This is a genomic window from Pseudomonas sp. Y39-6 (assembly GCF_023651955.1).
Classification (GTDB): domain Bacteria; phylum Pseudomonadota; class Gammaproteobacteria; order Pseudomonadales; family Pseudomonadaceae; genus Aquipseudomonas; species Aquipseudomonas veronii.
In genome coordinates, this window is sequence record NZ_CP069594.1 from 3,669,433 (window position 1) to 3,688,423 (window position 18,991).

18 protein-coding genes, 1 tRNA gene and 2 pseudogenes are annotated in these 18,991 nt (G+C 57.1%); 14 read left to right on the top strand and 7 right to left on the bottom strand.

The features are described from left to right. Window positions 1-960 (bottom strand): hypothetical protein, encoded by a 960-nt coding sequence (locus JN756_RS16620; RefSeq protein WP_128191388.1) that lies wholly within the window; start codon window positions 958-960, stop codon window positions 1-3. A 180-nt stretch (window positions 961-1,140) separates the two neighbouring features. Here JN756_RS16620 and JN756_RS16625 point away from each other — a divergent pair, with 180 nt between their 5' ends. After that, window positions 1,141-1,701, top strand: a complete 561-nt coding sequence (locus JN756_RS16625) for a Mu-Gp12 family protein (RefSeq protein ID WP_128191387.1) — start codon at window positions 1,141-1,143, stop codon at window positions 1,699-1,701. 7 nt (window positions 1,702-1,708) lie between these two features. On the opposite strand, the gene JN756_RS16630 is transcribed toward JN756_RS16625, so the two are convergent. Next, the gene (locus JN756_RS16630; RefSeq protein WP_128191386.1) at window positions 1,709-1,999 is read right to left on the bottom strand and encodes a hypothetical protein; all 291 of its coding nucleotides are present in this window, start codon (window positions 1,997-1,999) and stop codon (window positions 1,709-1,711) included. A 363-nt stretch (window positions 2,000-2,362) separates the two neighbouring features. On the opposite strand from JN756_RS16630, the gene JN756_RS32115 reads away from it, so the two are divergent. Next, a complete protein-coding gene (locus tag JN756_RS32115; protein WP_262381830.1) occupies window positions 2,363-2,488 on the top strand; it encodes a hypothetical protein in 126 nt (41 codons plus the stop codon). Window positions 2,489-2,762: 274 nt separating this feature from the next. On the opposite strand, the gene JN756_RS16635 is transcribed toward JN756_RS32115, so the two are convergent. Further along, the gene (locus JN756_RS16635; RefSeq protein ID WP_128191385.1) at window positions 2,763-3,266 is read right to left on the bottom strand and encodes a hypothetical protein; all 504 of its coding nucleotides are present in this window, start codon (window positions 3,264-3,266) and stop codon (window positions 2,763-2,765) included. Between the two features lie 112 nt (window positions 3,267-3,378). Here JN756_RS16635 and JN756_RS16640 point away from each other — a divergent pair. Both JN756_RS16640 and JN756_RS16645 read left to right on the top strand, forming a co-directional pair. After that, window positions 3,379-4,949: pseudogene (locus tag JN756_RS16640) on the top strand (DNA cytosine methyltransferase). Window positions 4,950-5,238: 289 nt separating this feature from the next. Beyond that, on the top strand, window positions 5,239-5,919 hold the full coding sequence (locus tag JN756_RS16645; protein ID WP_128191383.1) for a phiTE_072 family protein: 681 nt from the start codon (window positions 5,239-5,241) through the stop codon (window positions 5,917-5,919). Between the two features lie 37 nt (window positions 5,920-5,956). Here JN756_RS16645 and JN756_RS16650 read toward each other — a convergent pair whose 3' ends face one another. Next, on the bottom strand, window positions 5,957-6,610 hold the full coding sequence (locus JN756_RS16650) for an Ea47 family protein (protein WP_128191382.1): 654 nt from the start codon (window positions 6,608-6,610) through the stop codon (window positions 5,957-5,959). Window positions 6,611-7,058: 448 nt separating this feature from the next. Here JN756_RS16650 and JN756_RS16655 point away from each other — a divergent pair, with 448 nt between their 5' ends. Genes JN756_RS16655 through JN756_RS16670 form a run of 4 tightly spaced genes read left to right on the top strand, consistent with a single transcriptional unit; the run spans window position 7,059 to window position 8,841 of the window. Continuing rightward, window positions 7,059-7,328 (top strand): hypothetical protein, encoded by a 270-nt coding sequence (locus tag JN756_RS16655; protein WP_128191516.1) that lies wholly within the window; start codon window positions 7,059-7,061, stop codon window positions 7,326-7,328. After that, complete coding sequence (locus tag JN756_RS16660; RefSeq protein WP_128191381.1) at window positions 7,325-7,546, top strand: hypothetical protein; 222 nt, start codon at window positions 7,325-7,327, stop codon at window positions 7,544-7,546. Before JN756_RS16655 ends, JN756_RS16660 begins: the two co-directional genes overlap by 4 nt. A 1-nt stretch (window position 7,547) precedes the next feature. Continuing rightward, a complete protein-coding gene (locus tag JN756_RS16665; RefSeq protein WP_128191380.1) occupies window positions 7,548-7,790 on the top strand; it encodes a DUF4224 domain-containing protein in 243 nt (80 codons plus the stop codon). 1 nt (window position 7,791) lies between these two features. After that, window positions 7,792-8,841 carry a tyrosine-type recombinase/integrase gene (locus tag JN756_RS16670; RefSeq protein WP_201021083.1) on the top strand — a complete coding sequence of 350 codons (1,050 nt, stop codon included), beginning with the start codon at window positions 7,792-7,794 and terminating at the stop codon, window positions 8,839-8,841. Window positions 8,842-8,941: 100 nt separating this feature from the next. Here JN756_RS16670 and JN756_RS16675 read toward each other — a convergent pair. Both JN756_RS16675 and pvdQ read right to left on the bottom strand, forming a co-directional pair. Then, window positions 8,942-9,015 (bottom strand) — tRNA-Cys (locus JN756_RS16675). Between the two features lie 214 nt (window positions 9,016-9,229). Beyond that, entirely contained in the window at window positions 9,230-11,518 is a 2,289-nt protein-coding gene (gene pvdQ / locus JN756_RS16680) for a bifunctional acylase PvdQ (protein ID WP_201021084.1), read from the bottom strand. Between the two features lie 278 nt (window positions 11,519-11,796). Between pvdQ and JN756_RS16685 the strand changes: the two genes are divergently transcribed. Beyond that, entirely contained in the window at window positions 11,797-15,378 is a 3,582-nt protein-coding gene (locus tag JN756_RS16685) for a membrane-targeted effector domain-containing toxin (protein WP_201021085.1), read from the top strand. Between the two features lie 166 nt (window positions 15,379-15,544). Beyond that, complete coding sequence (locus JN756_RS16690) at window positions 15,545-15,925, top strand: fe2+ zn2+ uptake regulation protein (RefSeq protein ID WP_201021086.1); 381 nt, start codon at window positions 15,545-15,547, stop codon at window positions 15,923-15,925. A gap of 14 nt (window positions 15,926-15,939) precedes the next feature. On the opposite strand, the gene JN756_RS16695 is transcribed toward JN756_RS16690, so the two are convergent. Then, window positions 15,940-16,134 carry a hypothetical protein gene (locus tag JN756_RS16695; RefSeq protein ID WP_017846379.1) on the bottom strand — a complete coding sequence of 65 codons (195 nt, stop codon included), beginning with the start codon at window positions 16,132-16,134 and terminating at the stop codon, window positions 15,940-15,942. A 172-nt stretch (window positions 16,135-16,306) separates the two neighbouring features. Between JN756_RS16695 and JN756_RS32120 the strand changes: the two genes are divergently transcribed. The 4 genes and pseudogenes from JN756_RS32120 to JN756_RS16710 all read left to right on the top strand — a co-directional run bounded on the left by JN756_RS32120 (window position 16,307) and on the right by JN756_RS16710 (window position 18,984). Then, window positions 16,307-16,441: a hypothetical protein gene (locus JN756_RS32120; protein WP_017846380.1), complete on the top strand. Its 135-nt coding sequence runs from the start codon at window positions 16,307-16,309 to the stop codon at window positions 16,439-16,441. Window positions 16,442-16,447: 6 nt separating this feature from the next. Then, complete coding sequence (locus JN756_RS16700) at window positions 16,448-18,208, top strand: M91 family zinc metallopeptidase (RefSeq protein ID WP_236255032.1); 1,761 nt, start codon at window positions 16,448-16,450, stop codon at window positions 18,206-18,208. A 32-nt stretch (window positions 18,209-18,240) separates the two neighbouring features. After that, a pseudogene (locus JN756_RS16705) lies at window positions 18,241-18,432 on the top strand (hypothetical protein); the annotation flags it as partial. A gap of 90 nt (window positions 18,433-18,522) precedes the next feature. After that, window positions 18,523-18,984 (top strand): SRPBCC family protein, encoded by a 462-nt coding sequence (locus JN756_RS16710; protein ID WP_128191376.1) that lies wholly within the window; start codon window positions 18,523-18,525, stop codon window positions 18,982-18,984. Window positions 18,985-18,991 lie beyond the last annotated feature (7 nt).

The window sequence follows — 18,991 nt, forward strand, 5'->3', positions numbered from 1 at the left end:
TCAATAAAACGGCCCGGACAGTTTACCCGCACTACCACCTTCTGGAACGTTCATAACGTTGAAAAAGCTCGTGCGCTCTTCTGCATCATGAAGATCAAAGTTTGCAATATGGTGATATCCAGCACGCATCACCGGAGAGTACATCCTGCAGTTCAGCTCTTCGCTATTAATCTCAACACTTAACGCCGCTATATTTACGCCATATAACTCTTCAAGAATCACGTGCGTCGGATGTGGAAATCTTTGCTTGTACTTGTCATTATATTTGGGCTGGAAATACTTAATCAAACCCGCCTCTATCAATGCAATCTGCAAGTCCTTGGATAGATTCTGATTAACTGCTTCAAGGTCGCCCATGAAATCCCTATCATCGTCAGCATCAAGTGTCTTGTCCCGACCATTGAAAACCATCATAACCCGCGGCGGAGCGTATCTAAACAAAGCCAACAATACTTCCTTATCCGGGGCCTCATGATTCAAGTCCGCAAGCACAGTTTGCAATGTTGAGTGGCTTAAGAGACGATCCTTAGCAGATCTGCGCCCTTCAGCATATGACATGCCGACGTACTCTACTTCCAGATCCGTTATTTCAGAATTGTCAAAATCTGCAATAAAGCTCATCAAATGCGCTGGAATGGTGTGCACCACCTCACCATTATGAGAAAGATGCATTTTAGAGTGTGGATATGCGCTAACGGACAATGAAAGATCTGGATTCATCTTTCCCGACAGCTTGAACTCGGTATTCCTTTCAGAGCCTTCAACCAAATACTTGAAAACACCGTATGTTGCTTCTTCCTCCACACGGAATCCGTCGGTTAGATAACTAAGTCGAGGACGCGAGAGAATCAAATAAATATGACATTCGTCAGCTAGTTCTTTGTTTTCATCTCCAGAATCGTCGATCGCCTTTAAATCTTTTGCATGGAGGATAAGAGATCCTGAAGAAAAGAAGCCCACGGACATATCCGTAAATTTACGCTGTCCAACTCCTCGAGTCCTTTTTGCCACAATGCTCTCCTAGTTAATTTCTTAGCCATCTGCCAAAAACAACTTATCTACGCACAGACATAAATACCCCAACCTAAACCAAATTGCCACCACCGGTCACGGAGGGCGGCGCCTGACCGGAGATAATCCATGAGCAACTACATGTACAAGACCACCACCCCTGCCGTGGTTGCCGCAGTAAACGCCTGGGGAACCAAGCGCAAAGAGTGGGATGACCAGCGCGCCAAGCTTGGCCAGGTGTTTGGTGGCGCGGCCTCGCCGATGCGGTCAGGCAATCGGAGCTATGTCGGTGGCGTGAAACTCAGTGATAGCCGCGACCTGGACGTGCACTGGTGCCGCCCCGATCAGTACGACTACCGCGCTCTGCGTTCCAGCGCCAAGCCGGCGAAAGGGACGCCAAAGGAAGCGCGCGCCGCCCAGGTCGCAGAGCATGAGCGCCTTTCGGCACTATGGAAGGAGCATTGCCCCGCCAGCATCGACATGGACGAGGCCTGGGAGGCGATCGGTTTGAGCCCAGGCGCGCTGTGGATGTGCGGCGGTGTGTTCTTCGAGCTGGATGGGGTCGTGTACCTGAATCTCGGCCTACGACTTGAGGATGGAAACGAGAGCATCGAGGGCGCCGCCGAGATCCTCGGCAGCGAGCTTGAAGCGGCGCGCCAGTCGGTACTTGGCCAGCGCAAAGCGGCCTGAACTTGTTTCAGATAGGACGAGTAGCGAATTTAGGCGCCCAACGGTCGTACAGTGTCCAAATGTTTCGCATGACGTTGTGAACATCAACGCTCGCTTTGTCATCAAGATCAATCCTGCCTTCGGCCGTCTTGATGATTTCAAGCATCGTTACATCGATTGAATGCTCGAAGTCTGCCTTCTTTAAAACACGCAGTTCGCTTACGGCTCTTTTGAGCCTTTCGTAATCAATACCTTGCGCAGTTGCCAAGGCCTCGACTGCGTTTTTCAGCGCGTAGTGAACTTCACTTTTGCCGTTCAACTTCCTCTCCTTCCGGCTCCATGCCGGTCACCCGTAATACCCCATATCAACGAACTGTGCCAGCCGGCAGCGCCCTATCGCCTTCCGTTCGTATCGGGAATAAAGCTACCCAAGAAAAAGATAGTCGCAGGCCCTATGAGCCAAGCGGTGATCGTTCCTGGACTGAAAAATGGCACGGCAATAGCAATTGCAAACAGCCCTATGCCTGTCCATAGCCGCTTACGCGGCGTGAACCACTCGCGGAACGCTTCAAGCTTTCTACTGGCCATTGCCAATCTCCCTGATAACCGACTCGAAAAGATTATCACTTCTATCAAACAATCACGCCAGCCGGCGAGGCAGGCGCACGCTTGGAGATAACCCATGAGCACTTTTGCAGTGTTTGGAATGACTCTCGATGTCGCCAAGACCGAGGCCCGCAAGAAAACAGCCGGAACCCGGAAGAACCCAAAAGCGCCCGGCGGCGTCGAGCCTATCCCCGATAGCTGAATGGCTGGAGCTGGTTGGCAAGCGCACAGAAAAGATTATGGGGGGGCACGGTTCGCCAGTTATCGCCGCTCTTCGACGCTCCGCAGTACGCCGAGCAGTTCATTGAACTGGCCTGCAAGACCCTGAGGTGCCGAGACATGCAAATCAGGGCCAGGGCCGTGCTTGTGGACCTCAAGGGCAAGCCAATCATTAATCCTAAGACAAAAGCGCCGAAGGTCGGTTTTTCGGAGTGGCCGCCAAAACCTCATGGGCTGGCAGCATGATCAAACCGTAATTAGTCGAAGAGACACCCAGGGAAACGACTACGACTGATCACTGTTTCCTTCCCGGCGATTACGCCTTTTCTTCCAGAGGCATTTGTGTACGCTCGCAAGCTCTTCCCATCAGGCGCTGTGACTAAGACTTGATAGCTGTCCTCTGGTGCGCCGGCCGTTTTGGCCCTAGCGGCGATCATCGCATCAAACTGAAGCGCATCAAGACAGCAAACCTCTTGAGCTTCCACGCAAACCAAACCAACGAACACCTTCTGCTTTTGATAGTGCTGACCGGCCGCCTCAACGCTCTGAAGCTGCTCGGTGGTGAAGGTGAACTGATATTCCCCGGTAGGTTTTGGCTCCTGGCCATATTTCAAAAAAACGCAAGTATCTGCGTTGATCAGGAACGCATTATTCACATTTCCGCCGTTTAAACGGAGAGGATTGATTGCTGTGAAATTGTCGTTTTCAGCAATTTGCATCAGCGCGGCGCCGAGATTCTGGTGTTCTGTACGAATTTTCATCTGACTAATCCATGAGTAAGTGCGGATGAATATACGGCCAAGCCCTCGCGACATCAAACTGCCATTGCAACACTTCTAATCAAAAATCACGCCACCAGGCGAGGTGTCCCCTATGCCCGAGATCACCTACGGCTCCGTTTGCTCCGGCATTGAAGCCGCGACACAAGCCTGGCACCCGCTGGGCATGCGCGCCGCCTGGTTCGCCGAGATTGAGCCGTTCCCCTCGGCGGTCCTGGCCCACCACTACCCCGACGTGCCGAACCACGACGACATGACCAAGTTGGCCGCCCTGGTGCTGGCCGGCAAGATCCCGGCGCCGGACGTACTGGTCGGCGGCACCCCGTGCCAGGCCTTTAGCGTTGCAGGTATGCGCGAAGGCCTCACCGACCCGCGCGGTACCCTCACCATCAAATACGTGGAGCTTGCAGATGCAGTTGACTATGTTCGCGCCGGCCAGCGAAAGCCCGCCAGCGTTATCGTCTGGGAGAACGTCCCCGGCGTCCTCAGTGACAAAGGGAACGCCTTCGGATGCTTTCTTGGCGCGCTTGCTGGGGAAGACTGCGAGCTGCAGCCTCCAGGGAAGAAATGGCAAGACGCTGGTTGTGTGTATGGACCCAAAAGAACAATCGCGTGGCGGGTCTTGGGCGCCCAATATTTCGGCCTGGCCCAACGACGCCGTCGTGTGTTCGTTGTCGCAAGTGCTCGAGACGGGTTCGATCCCACCGAGGTACTTTTTGAGCGCGAAGGCATGCGCCGGGATACTGCGCCGCGCCGAGGCGAGAAAGCGGACGCAGCACTGACGGTGGCAGCGATGTCGACCACGCAGTAGCTGGCCATTTTCAGTCAACTGCATTTGGAGGCGGCGCCAACTGTGAACAGACCGAGGTAGCGACTGCTCTCAGCGCGCATCCTGGCGGCACACGGATGGATGCTGAAACCGAGACCTTCATAGTCTCAGCTCCTCTCACCACAAACCCATATGGCGACCACGAGAGTCGGGAAAGTCTTCTTGTCGTGGCGGGCACATTGCAAGCGAATGGGAAAGCGGCCGGAAGCGCAACCAATCAGGATGCCGAGCAGGGCCTGCTGGTGGTACATGGAACGCAAGACCCTGGCGTCAGCGAGAGACTTGCGTTTGCCCTGGGAAGGAACAACGGCCAGGAAAACGCAGTACTGGCTTTCTCCTGCAAGGATCATGGCGCTGATGCTGGGGTGATCGCCCCTACTCTTCGTGCAATGAACCATTCGGGAAGTCACGCGAACGCCGGTGGTCAGGTCGCGGCGTGCATCACTGGCGGTATCCCCCCTACGCTCAAGGCTGAAGGGTTTGATGGAAGTGAAGACGGTACCGGGCGCGGGCAGCCAATCGTTCCAGCTTACTCGACCAAGCTTCATCACACATCGGCTCTTGGAGCCGGCAAGTGGTACGAGGAATACACCGCCTCTCTGGACGCCTGCAGCCCTCCTCCTGCTCTGCTTGCGCCAACGCAGGTTCGCCGCCTCGTTCCCGTGGAGTGCGAGCGCCTCCAGGGCATGGCCGACAACTACACCCTGATCCCCTGGCGCGGTAAACCTGCCAGAGAATGCCCAGACGGTCCACGCTACAAGGCGATCGGCAACAGCAAAGCTGTCACCGTGGTTCGTTGGATCGGCGCTAGAATTATTCGTCAATTACTCCAGTAAATCTTCGTCCCAAGTTTCAATAATTGGCTCGGGCACAGTTGATGCAAGTTTCTTTTTACGCTCATCCAATAATTTCCGCATTTCATGCATAGGAAATTTGCGACCCTGCATCAAATCGATCAATATTTTGGAGATTTTATAAGTGCCACAGTATTGGCAGTCGATAACCAAATAGTCTTTGGTAGTTCGTTCCTCTAAAGCATCTTTTTCACAAACATAACATTTCATATCAAATCAAATCCCTTTGCTTTTTTTCAATTCTATCCATTTTTAGCTTGGAGAGCTCGCCATGCTTACAGAAAACCCAACCGCCGCGCCGCTGCAAGTGGAGCGATCGACAGTCACAAAGCTGGTGATCACCGGCGCGCCACTGCTGGACCCGATCACCGTCTTCCTCGAGGACTTCGGCCGGCGCGACTGCCCGACCGAATCCGATCCGAACTACCAGACCGCCCAGGGCAAGATCACCATCAACTGCTGGGACAACAGTTGGAATGCGTACTGGAGTGGTATGGGTCCGCGCACCGTCGCCGAGTTCGTCACGAACTACGGTTGGGACTATGTGCTGAATTGCCTGGATCGTGGAATCAGCTCAACCGTGTTCAGCGGAGACGCGCTGCACACCCTGGCCAAGAAGTGCATCGTGCAGCGCCGCCGGCAACAGACCGGGCGCCACGAATGGGAGCTGGGCGAGCTGAGCAAGGATGAAGCGCGCGAGCTTTGGCACGACATCGACTCATTGCGCAGTATCGAGAGCCCGAACGAATGCTGGTACCAGAGCAGATTGTTGACCGAGCTGTTCGGTGAGGAATGGCACTACCCGCTCGACGGCAAAGCTGTCGAAGAAAACCACAAGTTCACGTACCTGCGTCGGGTTGTGGAGGCAGTGCAGCAGTCGCTGCGCCAGGAACAGCAGGCCGGCATGACGGCTGTGAATGCCCATGATCTGGTAACGAGGGAGGCCGTATGAGCGAAGCCTTAACCACCCAATAGGTGCATTAATCCCATTATTTAACCAATCGAAGGTACGGTCGCTCCTTCGGTCCTAAAAGAAACTCTTTCTTGGTCGCGGCAAGCAGATTCGATAGTTTGTCGAGGTAGATGGAACATAGCTCATCTGTACTTAGATCCCTGAGTTCCTGCGGAATATTATCAGGCAAGCTATGAAACACCTGACGAAACTCTCCAATAGACTTGGGGATGCTGATGTAGTACTTGACCGACTCTCCGCCGCCCAAATCAACCTCCCACCCTGATCCGCCGGTCTGATCCCCCATAAAAAAAGAAGTGGACTCGAACGGCGGCTTTTCCAACTTTTCTAAATCATAGCCGTTAAAACTGTTGATCGATCCTGAAGCGGCAACATCTAAACGTCCCTGCTTCTCCAAGTTGTTTCTGGCATCTACGAAGTACCGCATAAGAGGATCAGCACGCATCTGATCTTGTAATGGTGCATACCAACTATTGAATCGAGATTCACCAACAATAGATCGCAGATTCTGTATAACAAATGTCACGGATCTTCCGAAAACCAATACGTTCCTCAAGCCGGCTGATCGCTCTGAGGGGTCGCCACTTTTGAGAACCTTAAGTCCAAAATAGGCGGTATCGAGCACTTGCTCAGCGCGTTTGATCGCGAGATTTGTCAACTCTACATCCATTTTTTTGGCCGGTTTTTTCCTAGGGTTTACGAATGTAACCCCGGAATTGAAAGGCCGAAAGAAAAACCTCCACTCCCCCTTCAAAGTCAGCCGCTACAGCGGCAAGGACGAAGTCATGCCTGAAGAAATTGCAATCAGTCTCAATCGCGCGGCGCGGGACGTTCTCGCCGAACGTAAACGCCAGGTTTCAGCCGAAGGCTATTCACTGCACCGCGATGACCTGTATGTGAAGGGCGAGCTGGCAGAAGCCGGCGCGACTTACGCAAGTCTTGCCGGAAAGCTGACAATCCGGAGCACGGCCTGGCCTTGGGGCCAAGAGACGTTCAAGCCAAGTGCCGATCGGCGCCGTGACATGGTGAAGGCTGCCGCACTGTTGCTGGCAGAAATTGAGCGCCTGGACCGTGTGGGCCTGATAAATCACTGGCCGGTGAGGCGGGACGAAAACGGAATGTTCCAACACCCCGACATGCCGGACTTTGAAGAGGGTGATGGCGATAAGTGCAAGGCCTGGATCGCTGACCAGGGCCTGAAAGTTCAGATGGTGAGCCTTGAATATGCAGACGAAGCGATTGCCACCCGCTACTTCGAATCCCACGACGCTGATTGCAGCTACTGGGAGCCTGAGCGCCCTGAAGGTGAAGGCTGGTTCTGCTTGGCCATCCATGACACCGACGACGGCCCGGTCTGCTGGTGGGCGCGCCGCGAGGTGACGCCATGATCGCAACGAAACTCACCCTGATCCTGCTGGCCGCTCTGCTGTACCTGGTCGGCACCGGCTACTGGTTCATCTGGCTCGGCCCTGACCTGCTCAGCACCGGCACCACCGAAGCGATATTCAGCGCATTCACCGGAACCTGTGCCTGGATGCTGATCACCTTCGGCCTGGTCATCCACATCATCAAGACAGCGCGGCCCACAGCGGGCGGCGGGAGGTAGTATGCAAGCAGAAATCCTGTCGGACGATGAACTCGCCGACCTCACCGGCTACAAACACCGCGCCCACCAGCGCAAGTGGCTGAAGGACCGCAATTGGGTGTTCGTCGAAAGTCGCGGCGGTCGGCCTTTGGTGGGTCGGATGTTTGCCCGTATGAAGCTGGGCATGGTCAGCCCCACCATTGTCGAAAACAATCCGCCGCCGGCACGACCGGTTTGGACGCCAGACTTTTCCAGAGTGAACTGATATGCGCCCCCGCAAGACAGAAAACAGGGACCTACCGCCAGGTATGGTGCGGCGCAAGCGCCCACGCAAGAACGGTACGGTGTGGGTGGGTTATTACTACAGGGACGCGAACGGCAAAGAGCTTTCGCTGGGAGGCGATCTCGATAAAGCCAGACTCAAGTGGGCAGAGCTTGAGTCCAAGGCAAAGCCAGCAGACCTGAAGATCATGAAGGGGATCTTTGACAGGTACGAGCGGGACATCATCCCGAAGAAAGCGCCGCGGACGCAGAAAGACAACAAGGCAGAGCTCAAGCACCTGCGCAAAGGGTTCGAGGCAGCGCCCATCGATGCAATCACCCCGTCCATGGTTGCACAGTACCGGGACGCCAGGACGGCGAAGACCAGAGCAAACAGAGAGATCGCCCTGCTCTCCCACGTCTACAATATGGCGCGAGAATGGGGCTTTACGGATCGGGAAAATCCTTGCGCCGGGGTCCGAAAGAATAAAGAGAAGGTCCGCGACTACTACGCCAATGAAATGGTTTGGAGCGCCGTCTATGGAAAAGCCCCACAAGAACTCAGGGACGCGATGGACTTGGCCTATCTGACAGGCCAGCGCCCGGCAGACGTGATCGCAATGAGGCGGGGGGATATCGAAGGGGATTACTTAACCGTGCAGCAGGGAAAAACAGGCAAGCGCCTCAGGATTCAAATGCAGGCAGGCGGCGTGAAGAACACCCTCGGCCTGCTCATTGAGGACATCATGGCCAGGAACAGTCAGCACAACTCGCAGCACTTCATTCTCAGCAGGACCGGGATGCGTGTCTCTCAACAAATGCTCCGCAACCGGTGGGATGACGCCCGAGAAGCCGCTCGCTCCTTGGCCGCCAGTGAGGGACGAGTTGATGACGCGGAGAATATCCAACTGTTTCAGTTCAAGGATATCCGCCCCAAAGCCGCTTCCGAAATCACGGATATCGCCGACGCAAGCCTCCTGCTCGGTCACTCGGAACAAGAGATCACCAAGCGCGTGTACCGGCGCATCGGTGCGGTCGCGCAGCCTTCAAAATGAGCTAGTTTCGGAACTCCACCCCCTAAAGTTTCGGAACTCCAGCACTTTCCAACAGGCAATAAAAAACCCCGTAGACGCTAATCTACGGGGTTTCTAAGAGTGGAGGCCGAGGTCGGAATCGAACCGGCGTAGGCGGATTTGCAATCCGCTGCATAACCATTTTGCTACTCGGCCTCAAACGATCAGTACCCTGGTTGCTGGCACTCACCGCATACAAACTTGAGTGGGCTATGTAAAGCGTGCCTCTACTCTAACTCATTGAATACATTGAAGTTTTTAATGCTTCATTGCGTTCGATGGGCGCCATTATGTACTCATTTGCTTTTGCCTGCAACCCCTTGATTTCAAAAAATATTCTGCCCTAGCATCAAGGGGTTGCGTGCGCGCCCTACTCTTTGATGACCTGCGATTGGTACTGCGGATCGGCCTTGATCTGCGCTTCGCTGAAGGGCAGCGCGTGGAGGTTTTTTTCGGAGAATGCGTGTGTCTGGTCCTTTGCGTATTTCGATGCAGGGTTGCTGGACAGGGAGAATGTCAGTAAGCCTTGGGCGCGGGGGCCGTTGGCGTCGAAGGTGACGATTTGCAGGTAGCTGCTGCCGCTGACCACTTCGCGTTTGCCATCGGCGCGGGGCACGGTTTGCATGGCGTTGTAGATGCCAAGCTGTTGCGGGCCGCCGTGGATTGGGGTCTGGCCGGAGACTTGTAGGTCGCCCCAGCGGCTGTTGGCGGTGAGCCCGAGTTGGCCGGCCTCGACGGTCGAGGCCAGCATGGCTTCGCGCAGGGCCTTGGCGACGGGCGCTCGCTCGATGGCCAGGCCACGTGGGGTGGTGAGGGGTTGGGCCGGGTCGAAGGCGACACGCCAGGCGTCAGGGCTGTGCTGCAGGTGTTGCATCAGGTTGATGAAATGCACCAGGCCCAGGCCGCTGTCGAGGTTGGCGCGCTGGTCCCAGGTTTGCAGGCTGGCGCACAGCGGTTGCAGCGTGGCGGTGTCGGCGCCGAGGTGCTTGGCGCAGAATTCGAGCAAATCGGGCATCACCTGGCTGGCGAGGTAGACCTGGTTGTCCATCACCATGTTTTGCAGGTCGGCAACGCTGATCGGCCGGTTGTCCAGCGACTGCAGGCGTTGCACGGCGAAACGCGCGCGGGGGCCGAGGCCAGTGTTGTCCTGGCTGATCACCGGGGAAAAACCGGTGAGGGGCGCCTTGGGGTTGACCATCCAGGCCGAATCGTTGGAATGCTGCACGTAGTCGGTACGTTCCAGTTGCGGCAACTGGTCGGCCGCGAAGATCCCGGCTTGGGCAGCGCGTGGGTCGACGTCCCAGGCGCAGGCGCTGCGGGCACCGTCGAGCACGATCAATTGCAGGCCGGCCCGTGGGTCACTGCATTGCGCGAGTTTGGCCGCGTTGACGTTGGGCACCACCGACAGGTTCATGAACAGGCTCTGCCCCTGGTCATCCGCAGCCAGGGTATTGACCCACGGGATGCCTTGCAGGGTGTGTACCGCGGTTTGCAGCTCCTTGACGCTGCCGGCGCGATTCATCGCGTACCACTGTTGCAGCACGCGGTCGTTGCCCAGGTTGGCATCGCGCAGGCTGAAGGCGTAACGGTTGTCCCAATCGAGCTTGCCAGGCCATTGCACCACCGGGCCGAATTGCGAACGGTAGACGGTATGCGCCTGCCCTTTGAGGCTGCCATCGGCTTGTTTGACCTGCACCGTCAGCGTGGTTTTATCCAGCGGGATGGATTTACCGTCCAGCAGGTAGCGCGTGGCATCCTTGGGATCGAGGGTCAGGCGATACACAGTGAAATGCTTGGACGTGTCGACGGTATGGGTCCAGGCCACATGCTGGTTAAAGCCGATATTCACCAGCGGCAAGCCCGGCAGTGCAGCGCCCATCACATCCAGCTGGCCAGGGATGGTCAGGTGCATCTCATAAAAGCGCATGCCGCCGATCCAGGGGAAATGCGGATTGGCCAGTAGCATGCCGCGCCCGTTGAATGAGCGGTCACGGCCCACGGCGACGGCGTTGCTGCCTCGGTCCAGAGTGAAACGCTGTTGATGCGCAGCGGCCAGCTCAAAGGCCTTGGCATCGCCCAGTCGATGGGCGGTGGTGGTGGGCGGCGTGGCGCCGACAAGGGCTTCGGCGAATTGGCCGACGCCGCCTTCCACCAGCAGCCTGCGCGTCAGCTTGATCACATCCTGCGGCGTGATCGGCCGTACCCACGCCGCCTGGCACTGGGCCGGAGCGCCCTGCTCTGTCAGATAACGGTTGTAGCCGGCGACGTACCCTTCGATACGCTGCTGGATCGGTGGGCTCTGCGCCGCCCAGAACGAGGCCACCGCCTCTGGCGTATTCAGCCAGGCAAAGAACACATCGCTGGTAACGTTGTTGCGCTCCTCCAGGGTCGATTGTTCAGGGCCAAAGAACCTGGCGCGCTCTCCGCTCACCGTAACCACCTCGTTGGCCAGCAGGCACAGGTTGTCCTGGGCATAGGCGTAACCGATGCCGAAGCCCAGGCCGCGCTCATCACTGGCGCGGATATGGGGCACACCGAAACTGGTGCGTCGGATGTCCGCCGCCGCCTGCACCACCGCCTCGCGCGCGGATGCGGCCAGGCTCACGCCCAGCAACAGCGCCGTCACACACACCCTGGACAACCCGTTACAAATAATCACGCAGACCCCACCGTCAGATTAAACCGCCTCACAGGGCAATCACCCCAACGTAAGAACGCAACAGCCCGCGAATAATTTAGGTACGAATGCGGCCGCGTCATTCTCTGCGCTACGAGGGTGGCCAGTCCAAGTGCCGATGGCCTCCGTTACACATACTGACAACCCGCACCGCCCGCAAGCGGAACACAAGCACCTGCTTTCAACACCCAAACGAGCGCCTTCATACAAAGGCGTTCGTCGGCAAGGACTGCCTCACCGTGTGAAAGAAGGTACTCAGCATGACATCCGTCACCCTAACCTCCGGCTCGTCCCAGCAACCTGTTTACCCGCTGTTGCCCACGGCTTTAGCGACCGACGACATGGCTCCGGTCGAAGACCCGCCTACAGAGCAAGAAGTCGACAGCAATGACAACCGCCAGGCCCTCAAAACCGCATTGGCGCACAGGCGCAACCTGCAAACGCTCGCCCGCCAACTCAAGCAGGCCGCCCAGTCACTGGCACCGCAAGCCAGCGCCGAAGCAGTGCTGCGCGCACTGCAAGAAACCCTGATGGACGTCGATCCAGACTCGGCGCTTCAGCATCAATCGCCGCAGAAAATCAGCCTTGAGCGTTTCATCACACACCACGGCACGTACATTCCGGCCACGCGTGAAGACCTTTTCGACATGGCCGACGCACTGATCAATCATTCGTTGTCGCACCCATTGGGCAACTTGGGCGGCGGGCTCAGTTGGGCATTGCCGCTGAGCGTGGAACACCAGCGCGTGGTGCGCGACGTCGTTGCCGACAACACCGAGAAACTGCCGGGCCTGCCCCTTTTCGACCCTCGGCGCGGAGCATTGGGGTATCTGCTGGAAGGTAATCCGCTATCCGGTACCGAGCTACAGGACCCGGCCAAGGCGTTGGAGAAACTCCTCGATACCCCCAAGGCGCAGGAGCTGGGCCAGGCGATACAGGCCAAGGTCGGCGGCATCGCGACCGATACCAGCGCAAACGACTATGTACTGAGCGCGATCCACTTGGGGCTGGACCCCGAATCCATCGAACAGCCTGGCAGAAATACCGTCGCGGGCTTCAACCTCGCTGCCGACAGTCACTGGGGCATGTCGCCAGCCAGTGTGATCAGCGCACTGGCCAAACACCTGAGCGACAGCGGCAAGACTTCCCTCGCTAGCGCGGATCTCGGCGCCAGGTTGCTGCTGGCACGGGTGGCGCCGCAATATCTGGTCAAGGATATTCCCGCCACGGTGGTGTACGGCAGCCAGGCATGGGCCAACTTGTGCATCGCCGTGGCTGCGATTGAAGCCCAGGCACCCGGCAAGGCAATGCACATGGATTTTGCCGAAGTCATGCGCCATGCCGACTCAATAGCACCGGCGGGTGAAGCGGCGCAGAAGGCCGCCTTGATCGATTGGGGCGTGGTGAACGGTTTTCTCTACGCCAAAGACGATGCGGCGTACAACAACGCAGAAATCGAGTACACCCGCGAAGCCTTCAATACCCAACACAGCGAATTGAGCGCCGCGTCCAAAGAAGTCGGCGCGACACTGCCCAGCCGCAAACAGATGGCGCTGGATCTGCTGAAAGCCACCTTCGGCGAACGCGATGACTTTGAGGACCGCGTGTTGCACATCAACTATAAATCCAACGACCCCAAGGCCCCGCGCTTCAGCCAAGCCTATTCGATGCTCGACATCACTCAGCAGGGGCTGGAAATCGACGCGCAGAGCTGGCTGGTCAGAGGCGCGCGCGCCGACATCGATCTTGAGGCGTTTGCGCAGTTCACCCGAAGCCCGTCTTTCAATATCCCGCAGGCGTTCGACACGGCATTTACCAACGCGCTGGACACTATCAAACAGGTAAAAAAATACTCACTCATCAGTGCCATTGACCGCCTGCCGTTGGCCGATCGAACACGCCTCAATTATGGAAAAATCAGTTTTTTCAAGGAAAACGACTACCGCACCAGCTTGATTCCTTTCGCCCAAGACAAGCTCTTCCACACCAGCCCAAAGATCCTCGTACACAGCGAATATCAAAACAGCCATCAGACATACGAATTCGATACCACAACCGGCATCATCTCCAAGGTTGACCAGGGCAGGATCAGCCGGCCCCACCAATACGTGTCAGACGAAGTCAACAAAATCGAAGCGTTTCATCCCAATCGCTCAACCCACAACTACGACGCCGAAGAAAAGGAACCGCAATACCCCACCTTCAACACGTTCCAAAGTCCGCGAACCCACTACATCGCCGACGCGCTGATCAAGGCGTTGGGGTTTGATGACCCTGCCGTCAAGCGATACGCCGCAGGCGAAACCCCGGACGAGGCGCGACGCGAATGGGTGAGTTCAACAACGGACGCATTATTGAACCTGATCCCCCTCCGCTCGGCCATCACCCACTTGCGCAACGGTCACTACAAGGACGGCGCGATTGACCTGGCGCTGGATATATTTGGCTTTGTGACGGCCGGGTTGGGCGCTACCGCAAAGCTCGGCAAGGCAGTGACAAACGCGGGTTCAACCCTGGGTGCCTTGGCGCGCGGCGGCAAAATCCTCGGGGTCACCGCACTCAACGCCTTCAACCCGTTGAGTGGCAGCGTTGACCTGGCGGTGGGTGCAGGCAGACTTGTCACGGATGGCATCAGCGCCAGCGCGCAAGGCATCCGCAAGCTGCGCGGCACTGCCAACGGCCAGTCGCTGGTCATCGCCAGCCAACGTTACGAGGCCGCCGCAACAGGCGTTTTACAGGTGGGTACGCAGCAAGTGGAAGGCTCGGCCATACGCCAACACGGTAAATGGTATGCCTTCGATTCAGACGCCATGCAGCCTTATGGGCCCGCACTCGACGCATTCACCCCTGTCCATACGCTGATGCCGCCCTCACCCACTGCCCAACACCCGGGGCGATCGGCTCGCGATCATCGCTTCAACCCGCTGAGCCGACCGTCACGTCCGCCACTCAGTCAACCGCCGGCTGGGCTGCCAGTCGAGCCGGTGCGTAAAATCGACCATTTGCCCGACGCCGAGTACGTGAGCAGCATTCGTGGCCGCCCCATCGAGGGCCATTTCACCCCCAGCAGAAAGCAGGCAACCCATGAGAAATTCGCCCAGGAAATGCGCGATTTTTATACACACATGGCCGCAAACGGGCTGCCCCCCCGCCCCGAGTTTCCAAACATTCCCGCGCCAAAGAAAACGAGCGATGTGATTGCCGATGCTTTTCGCACGGCGCCTGGCCTGGTATTCGGCGAATCCCACAGCAGCTTGGCGGCTTTCCGAACTTTGTATGACAACGTCGATGTGTTTGTTCAGAACAAGGTAAAAAAGCTATTCGTCGAAGGCCTGGTGTACGACAAAATCATGCGCTGGAAAGACGATGGCATGGGCCGGATCGGGCTCATATACCGCCCTCCCAACCAACGCCCGACCCTGGGCGAACTGTTGAAGAAATTCGAAGACAACGGGATCGAAATCGTACCGCTTGACCATTTTTACCTGACGCGGCACAACGACGAACGCCACCTGTTCGGCGGCCCCATCAAGACGCCTGCGCAGGCCAAACGACGACTCGAAGAGTTCAACTACTACGCCACCCGCACCATCGAGCAACACGCAGGCGAGGACAAGTGGGTTGCCCTGGTAGGGCGCCATCATCTCAATACCACCCAGAATGTTCTGGGCCTCTCCGAATTGACCGGCGCCACCGGCATCGCCGTGTATGGAAGAGCCGGACGCGTTAACTACGGCGTTCGCTCGGCAGACCCACGCCCCGGCCCCTCGGGCACCCTCACCCCTGCGGATGACTTGACCGGCGACCTGCAGATTTTCGCCGGCGAAGTGTGGCCGGTGTGACGGGAACAGCAGCCAGAAGACGTCTATCCAGAGCGATTGCAATGTGACAAAGCGGATACCGACAAATTTTCTACATCCGGCACTTCATGATTTGCATCGCTCGTTCGTCTTATTAGGTAACAGCGCCATCATTTTCCTGATCAGGCTCTGATAAGGAGTTTTTTGCATGTACAACTCGCAACTGCCCACGGACGGACATTCACCGACCGTCGAGGCCGCTCATGGCAGAGGCGCCCAAGCGTTCGGCAGCGCACCTGAACAGCACGGCAATCAGCGCATCCGCCATTTGCTCAAGTGTTTTGGTTTGCGCACCAGCCTGATCCGGCTGAAGGTCATCGACGCCCTCCTCACCGCCGCCGACAACCAGCGCACCCTTGGGGTACGCGGGGTACACAGCCATTTGCTGGAGCTGGGCATCCCGTTGTCGTTTCTCAGCGTGCGCGAGGTACTCAAGCGCCTATGCAGCGAGGGCGTGATCACCCTCAATGCCGACAAAAGCTACAGCCTCCATGAAGAGGCTGCCAAAGTGCTCGAAGGCCGCGCCTGACCCACGCAGCAGAATCAGAAGTTGGGCTTGACCTTGCGCCGCATCACACCGTTGATCACGACCACGGTGACCGCCACCGCAATGGCGATGTACTGGAACGTTTTTTCGCTGATAACCCCGGTGTTCTGCAAGTAGGACAGGCCAAACATCGTCCCCAGTACGACCAGGGAGATCAGAATCGAGTATTTCAAACGTTGCTTTTGCGTCATGACGGGTTCCTGAACCTTAAGAATGTATCCACTTTGTATCGCCGAACATGCCAAATACATACCCGCTGGCGGGGATGGAATCGGGTCGGCAGGGTCTCATGTTACAGGCGATGAAAAACTTTGGCTTGCCCGTCGCCTGATTCAATCTATGAGTACCCTAGAGGATTTTGAAATGTTCCGTCGAATCACACTGCTGATTCCCTTGTTGATCATCCTGAGCATGAGCGGCTGCATCATTTTCCCACACGGTGGTGGCTGGCATGACCACCGTTACTACGGTGGCGGCCCGGGTTACTACCACCGCTGATCACACGTGCGTCTCGCTCTCCCTGCGCAGAGCGAGACCGCTCAAGCCGTCGCTTATCCACCTGCCTTCAAAGGGCGCGTTTGGCCCGCCGATCACCGCCGGCACGAAACATTTTGCACCAAGCTTCTCGCCATCCTGCGGAACACTTTCAGCCAACCCACCACGGAATGGGCAGCCCTGATGCGCAATCAGATGCTCACCTCATTGAATGTGAAGGCCCCGCCGATGCTATTTCCTCTCGTTTATTTCGCAGCCACTCATACCCACACGCCACAACCTGCCCCTCGCGATAAACCCTCGCCTTACGATCCCCCATCCGATCTGACGCCAGACGACAGTAACCGCAGAAAACACCCGCTGCACACTGACGGCGACGTGACAATCAGTCGACTCATTGACTGGGATACATCGACCCCTGAAAAGCCGGAGATTATGAACAATTGGCTTTTAGTGGAAAGCGGTAACCATTCGGACCGTATCCATGTACGCAGTTGGCCCGGCGACAAGCTGCAAATCCTGATCAACGACAAGCCCTATTTTTTCGACATCAAAGAAAAACAGGGCCCGGAGCAGCACCTCTGGATCGAAACCCAAGGGGGCGATGACACGGTAATAATCGACGATGACGTCAAGCTTCGTGTTGACGTTGAAGGGGGCGATGGCAACGACTACATCCGGGCAGGCGGCGGCCGGAGCAGACTCTATGGCGGGAACGGCAAGGACTTCCTGCAACTGGGCAGTGGTCTCGGCTATGCCGAGGGCAATGACGGCGACGACACCATCCTTGGGGGAAGCGGCCATGCCGTGATGTATGGCAATAAGGGCATGGACCTGCTCATTGCCGGCGACGGTCCCGCCACCAAGCAGAGTTATCTGGACGGCGGCGACAACGAAGATGTACTCGTCTCAGGCAGCGGGCATACGGTTTCACATGGCGGCAATGACGATGACCTTCTTATAGGGCGCGACCGTACCACCTTCTATACAGGGAAAGGCCACGACACCATTTTGAATAATCAGCGCAAAGACCGTATCTACGCCAACGCCAGTGATCATTTCGACCGTACCCAAGGCTCGGCTTTCACCGAGGTCAAACCCAGCAACGCCGGCGAGCAGGCGTTCATCGTGAAAGACGGGCACCTGGAGTTCAAACAACGGGTAACCGACGACCTCGAATTCCTGCGCAGTTCGCCGCTAGGCCAACAGACCCTTGCCAAAATGGATGAACTCGCCGTGCTGAACGGCGGCAAAGTCACCATCGAACGAGGTGACTCGGGCAACACGTCATACGTTTTCGGGAGAACTGATCAGGACGAGCTGACACCTGAGGCATACGAAGCTCTCACCCCATCGGAGCAGGGAATCATCCAAAATGGTGTGGCCGGTTTGGGCGCCAATAGTGCCCACATTTTTTATGACCCCCAGTCTACCCGGGAGCGAGCTGACGGTACCTTTACAGGGTTTCCCGTAAACGGCCTCTTTCACGAGATTGGGCATGCCTACAATGGCGCCACCGGCACGTTCCTGGCGGGTGAGAGTACCCAACGTCGGGAATCAGGCAGAACGGACGTCGTCCCGCATTTAGAACACCAAGTCGTTGGCCTGCCCAGCGATGCAGAACCTTTTGACCTCGATAACGACCCCGCCACGCCACCAAGCACCATTAATCCAAAACCCTTCACTGAGAACGGTCTGCTCGAAGAAATGGGTAAACCGCTTAGGAAAGAATACCTATTTGAAGCCAGTGCTCAGGGGGACGGTCTCTAGAACATGCTTCACACGCCGGCCAGTCAGCCATATCAACAACCTCAACCACGGCTGCCGAGCAGCAAAGCGCTGTGACCGAGTGGATCAACCGCAGCATGGTCCATATCCGACATATGGTCGAAGAGCGGGTGTAAAGCGGCCATGCCACTGAAACCAATACGCAAAGCCTGCTCAACGCCAATGCCTGGGTGATCGCGCTGATGAGCCGCTTCAAGGTGCAGTGATAAATTAATGAGACACTCCCGTGCAATGCACGGGAGTAGGTCTATCCTGACAGCTCCGGGTGCAGAGTTTCACCACACAGGAGGTGTTCCATGCGCGCTGTCGAGCAGTCGGTCCGCCTGGAGCGGATCAGTCAGGAACGCTTTATCCAAACGCCTATCGAGGCTGTCTACAACTATGTAACCCAGCCCGATCGCTGGCACGAATGGCACCCGACCTCCCTCAGTGCCGACACCGGCACCACCGGTTCACTCTCCGCCGGCACGCGCTTTACCGAGGTGATCGACCTGCTGGGCGTGCGGGTGCCGATGAGTTACCGCGTGCAGATCGCCCGGCCGCCGGAAGAATTCAAGGCGGTATTCACCTCCCTGGCCGTCGACGGCTCGATTCACTACAGCCTGCACGCCTGTCGTGACGGCACGCTGTTCAAGCGCGTGTTGACCTATGAAACCGAACTGCAACTGGCCGGCTTGCACGAGCGCATGGTGGAGCTGTCCACGGTTGCGCTGGACCAGCTCAAGCAACGCTTGGAAAACCCCGCCTTCGTCGAATAAGCCAACA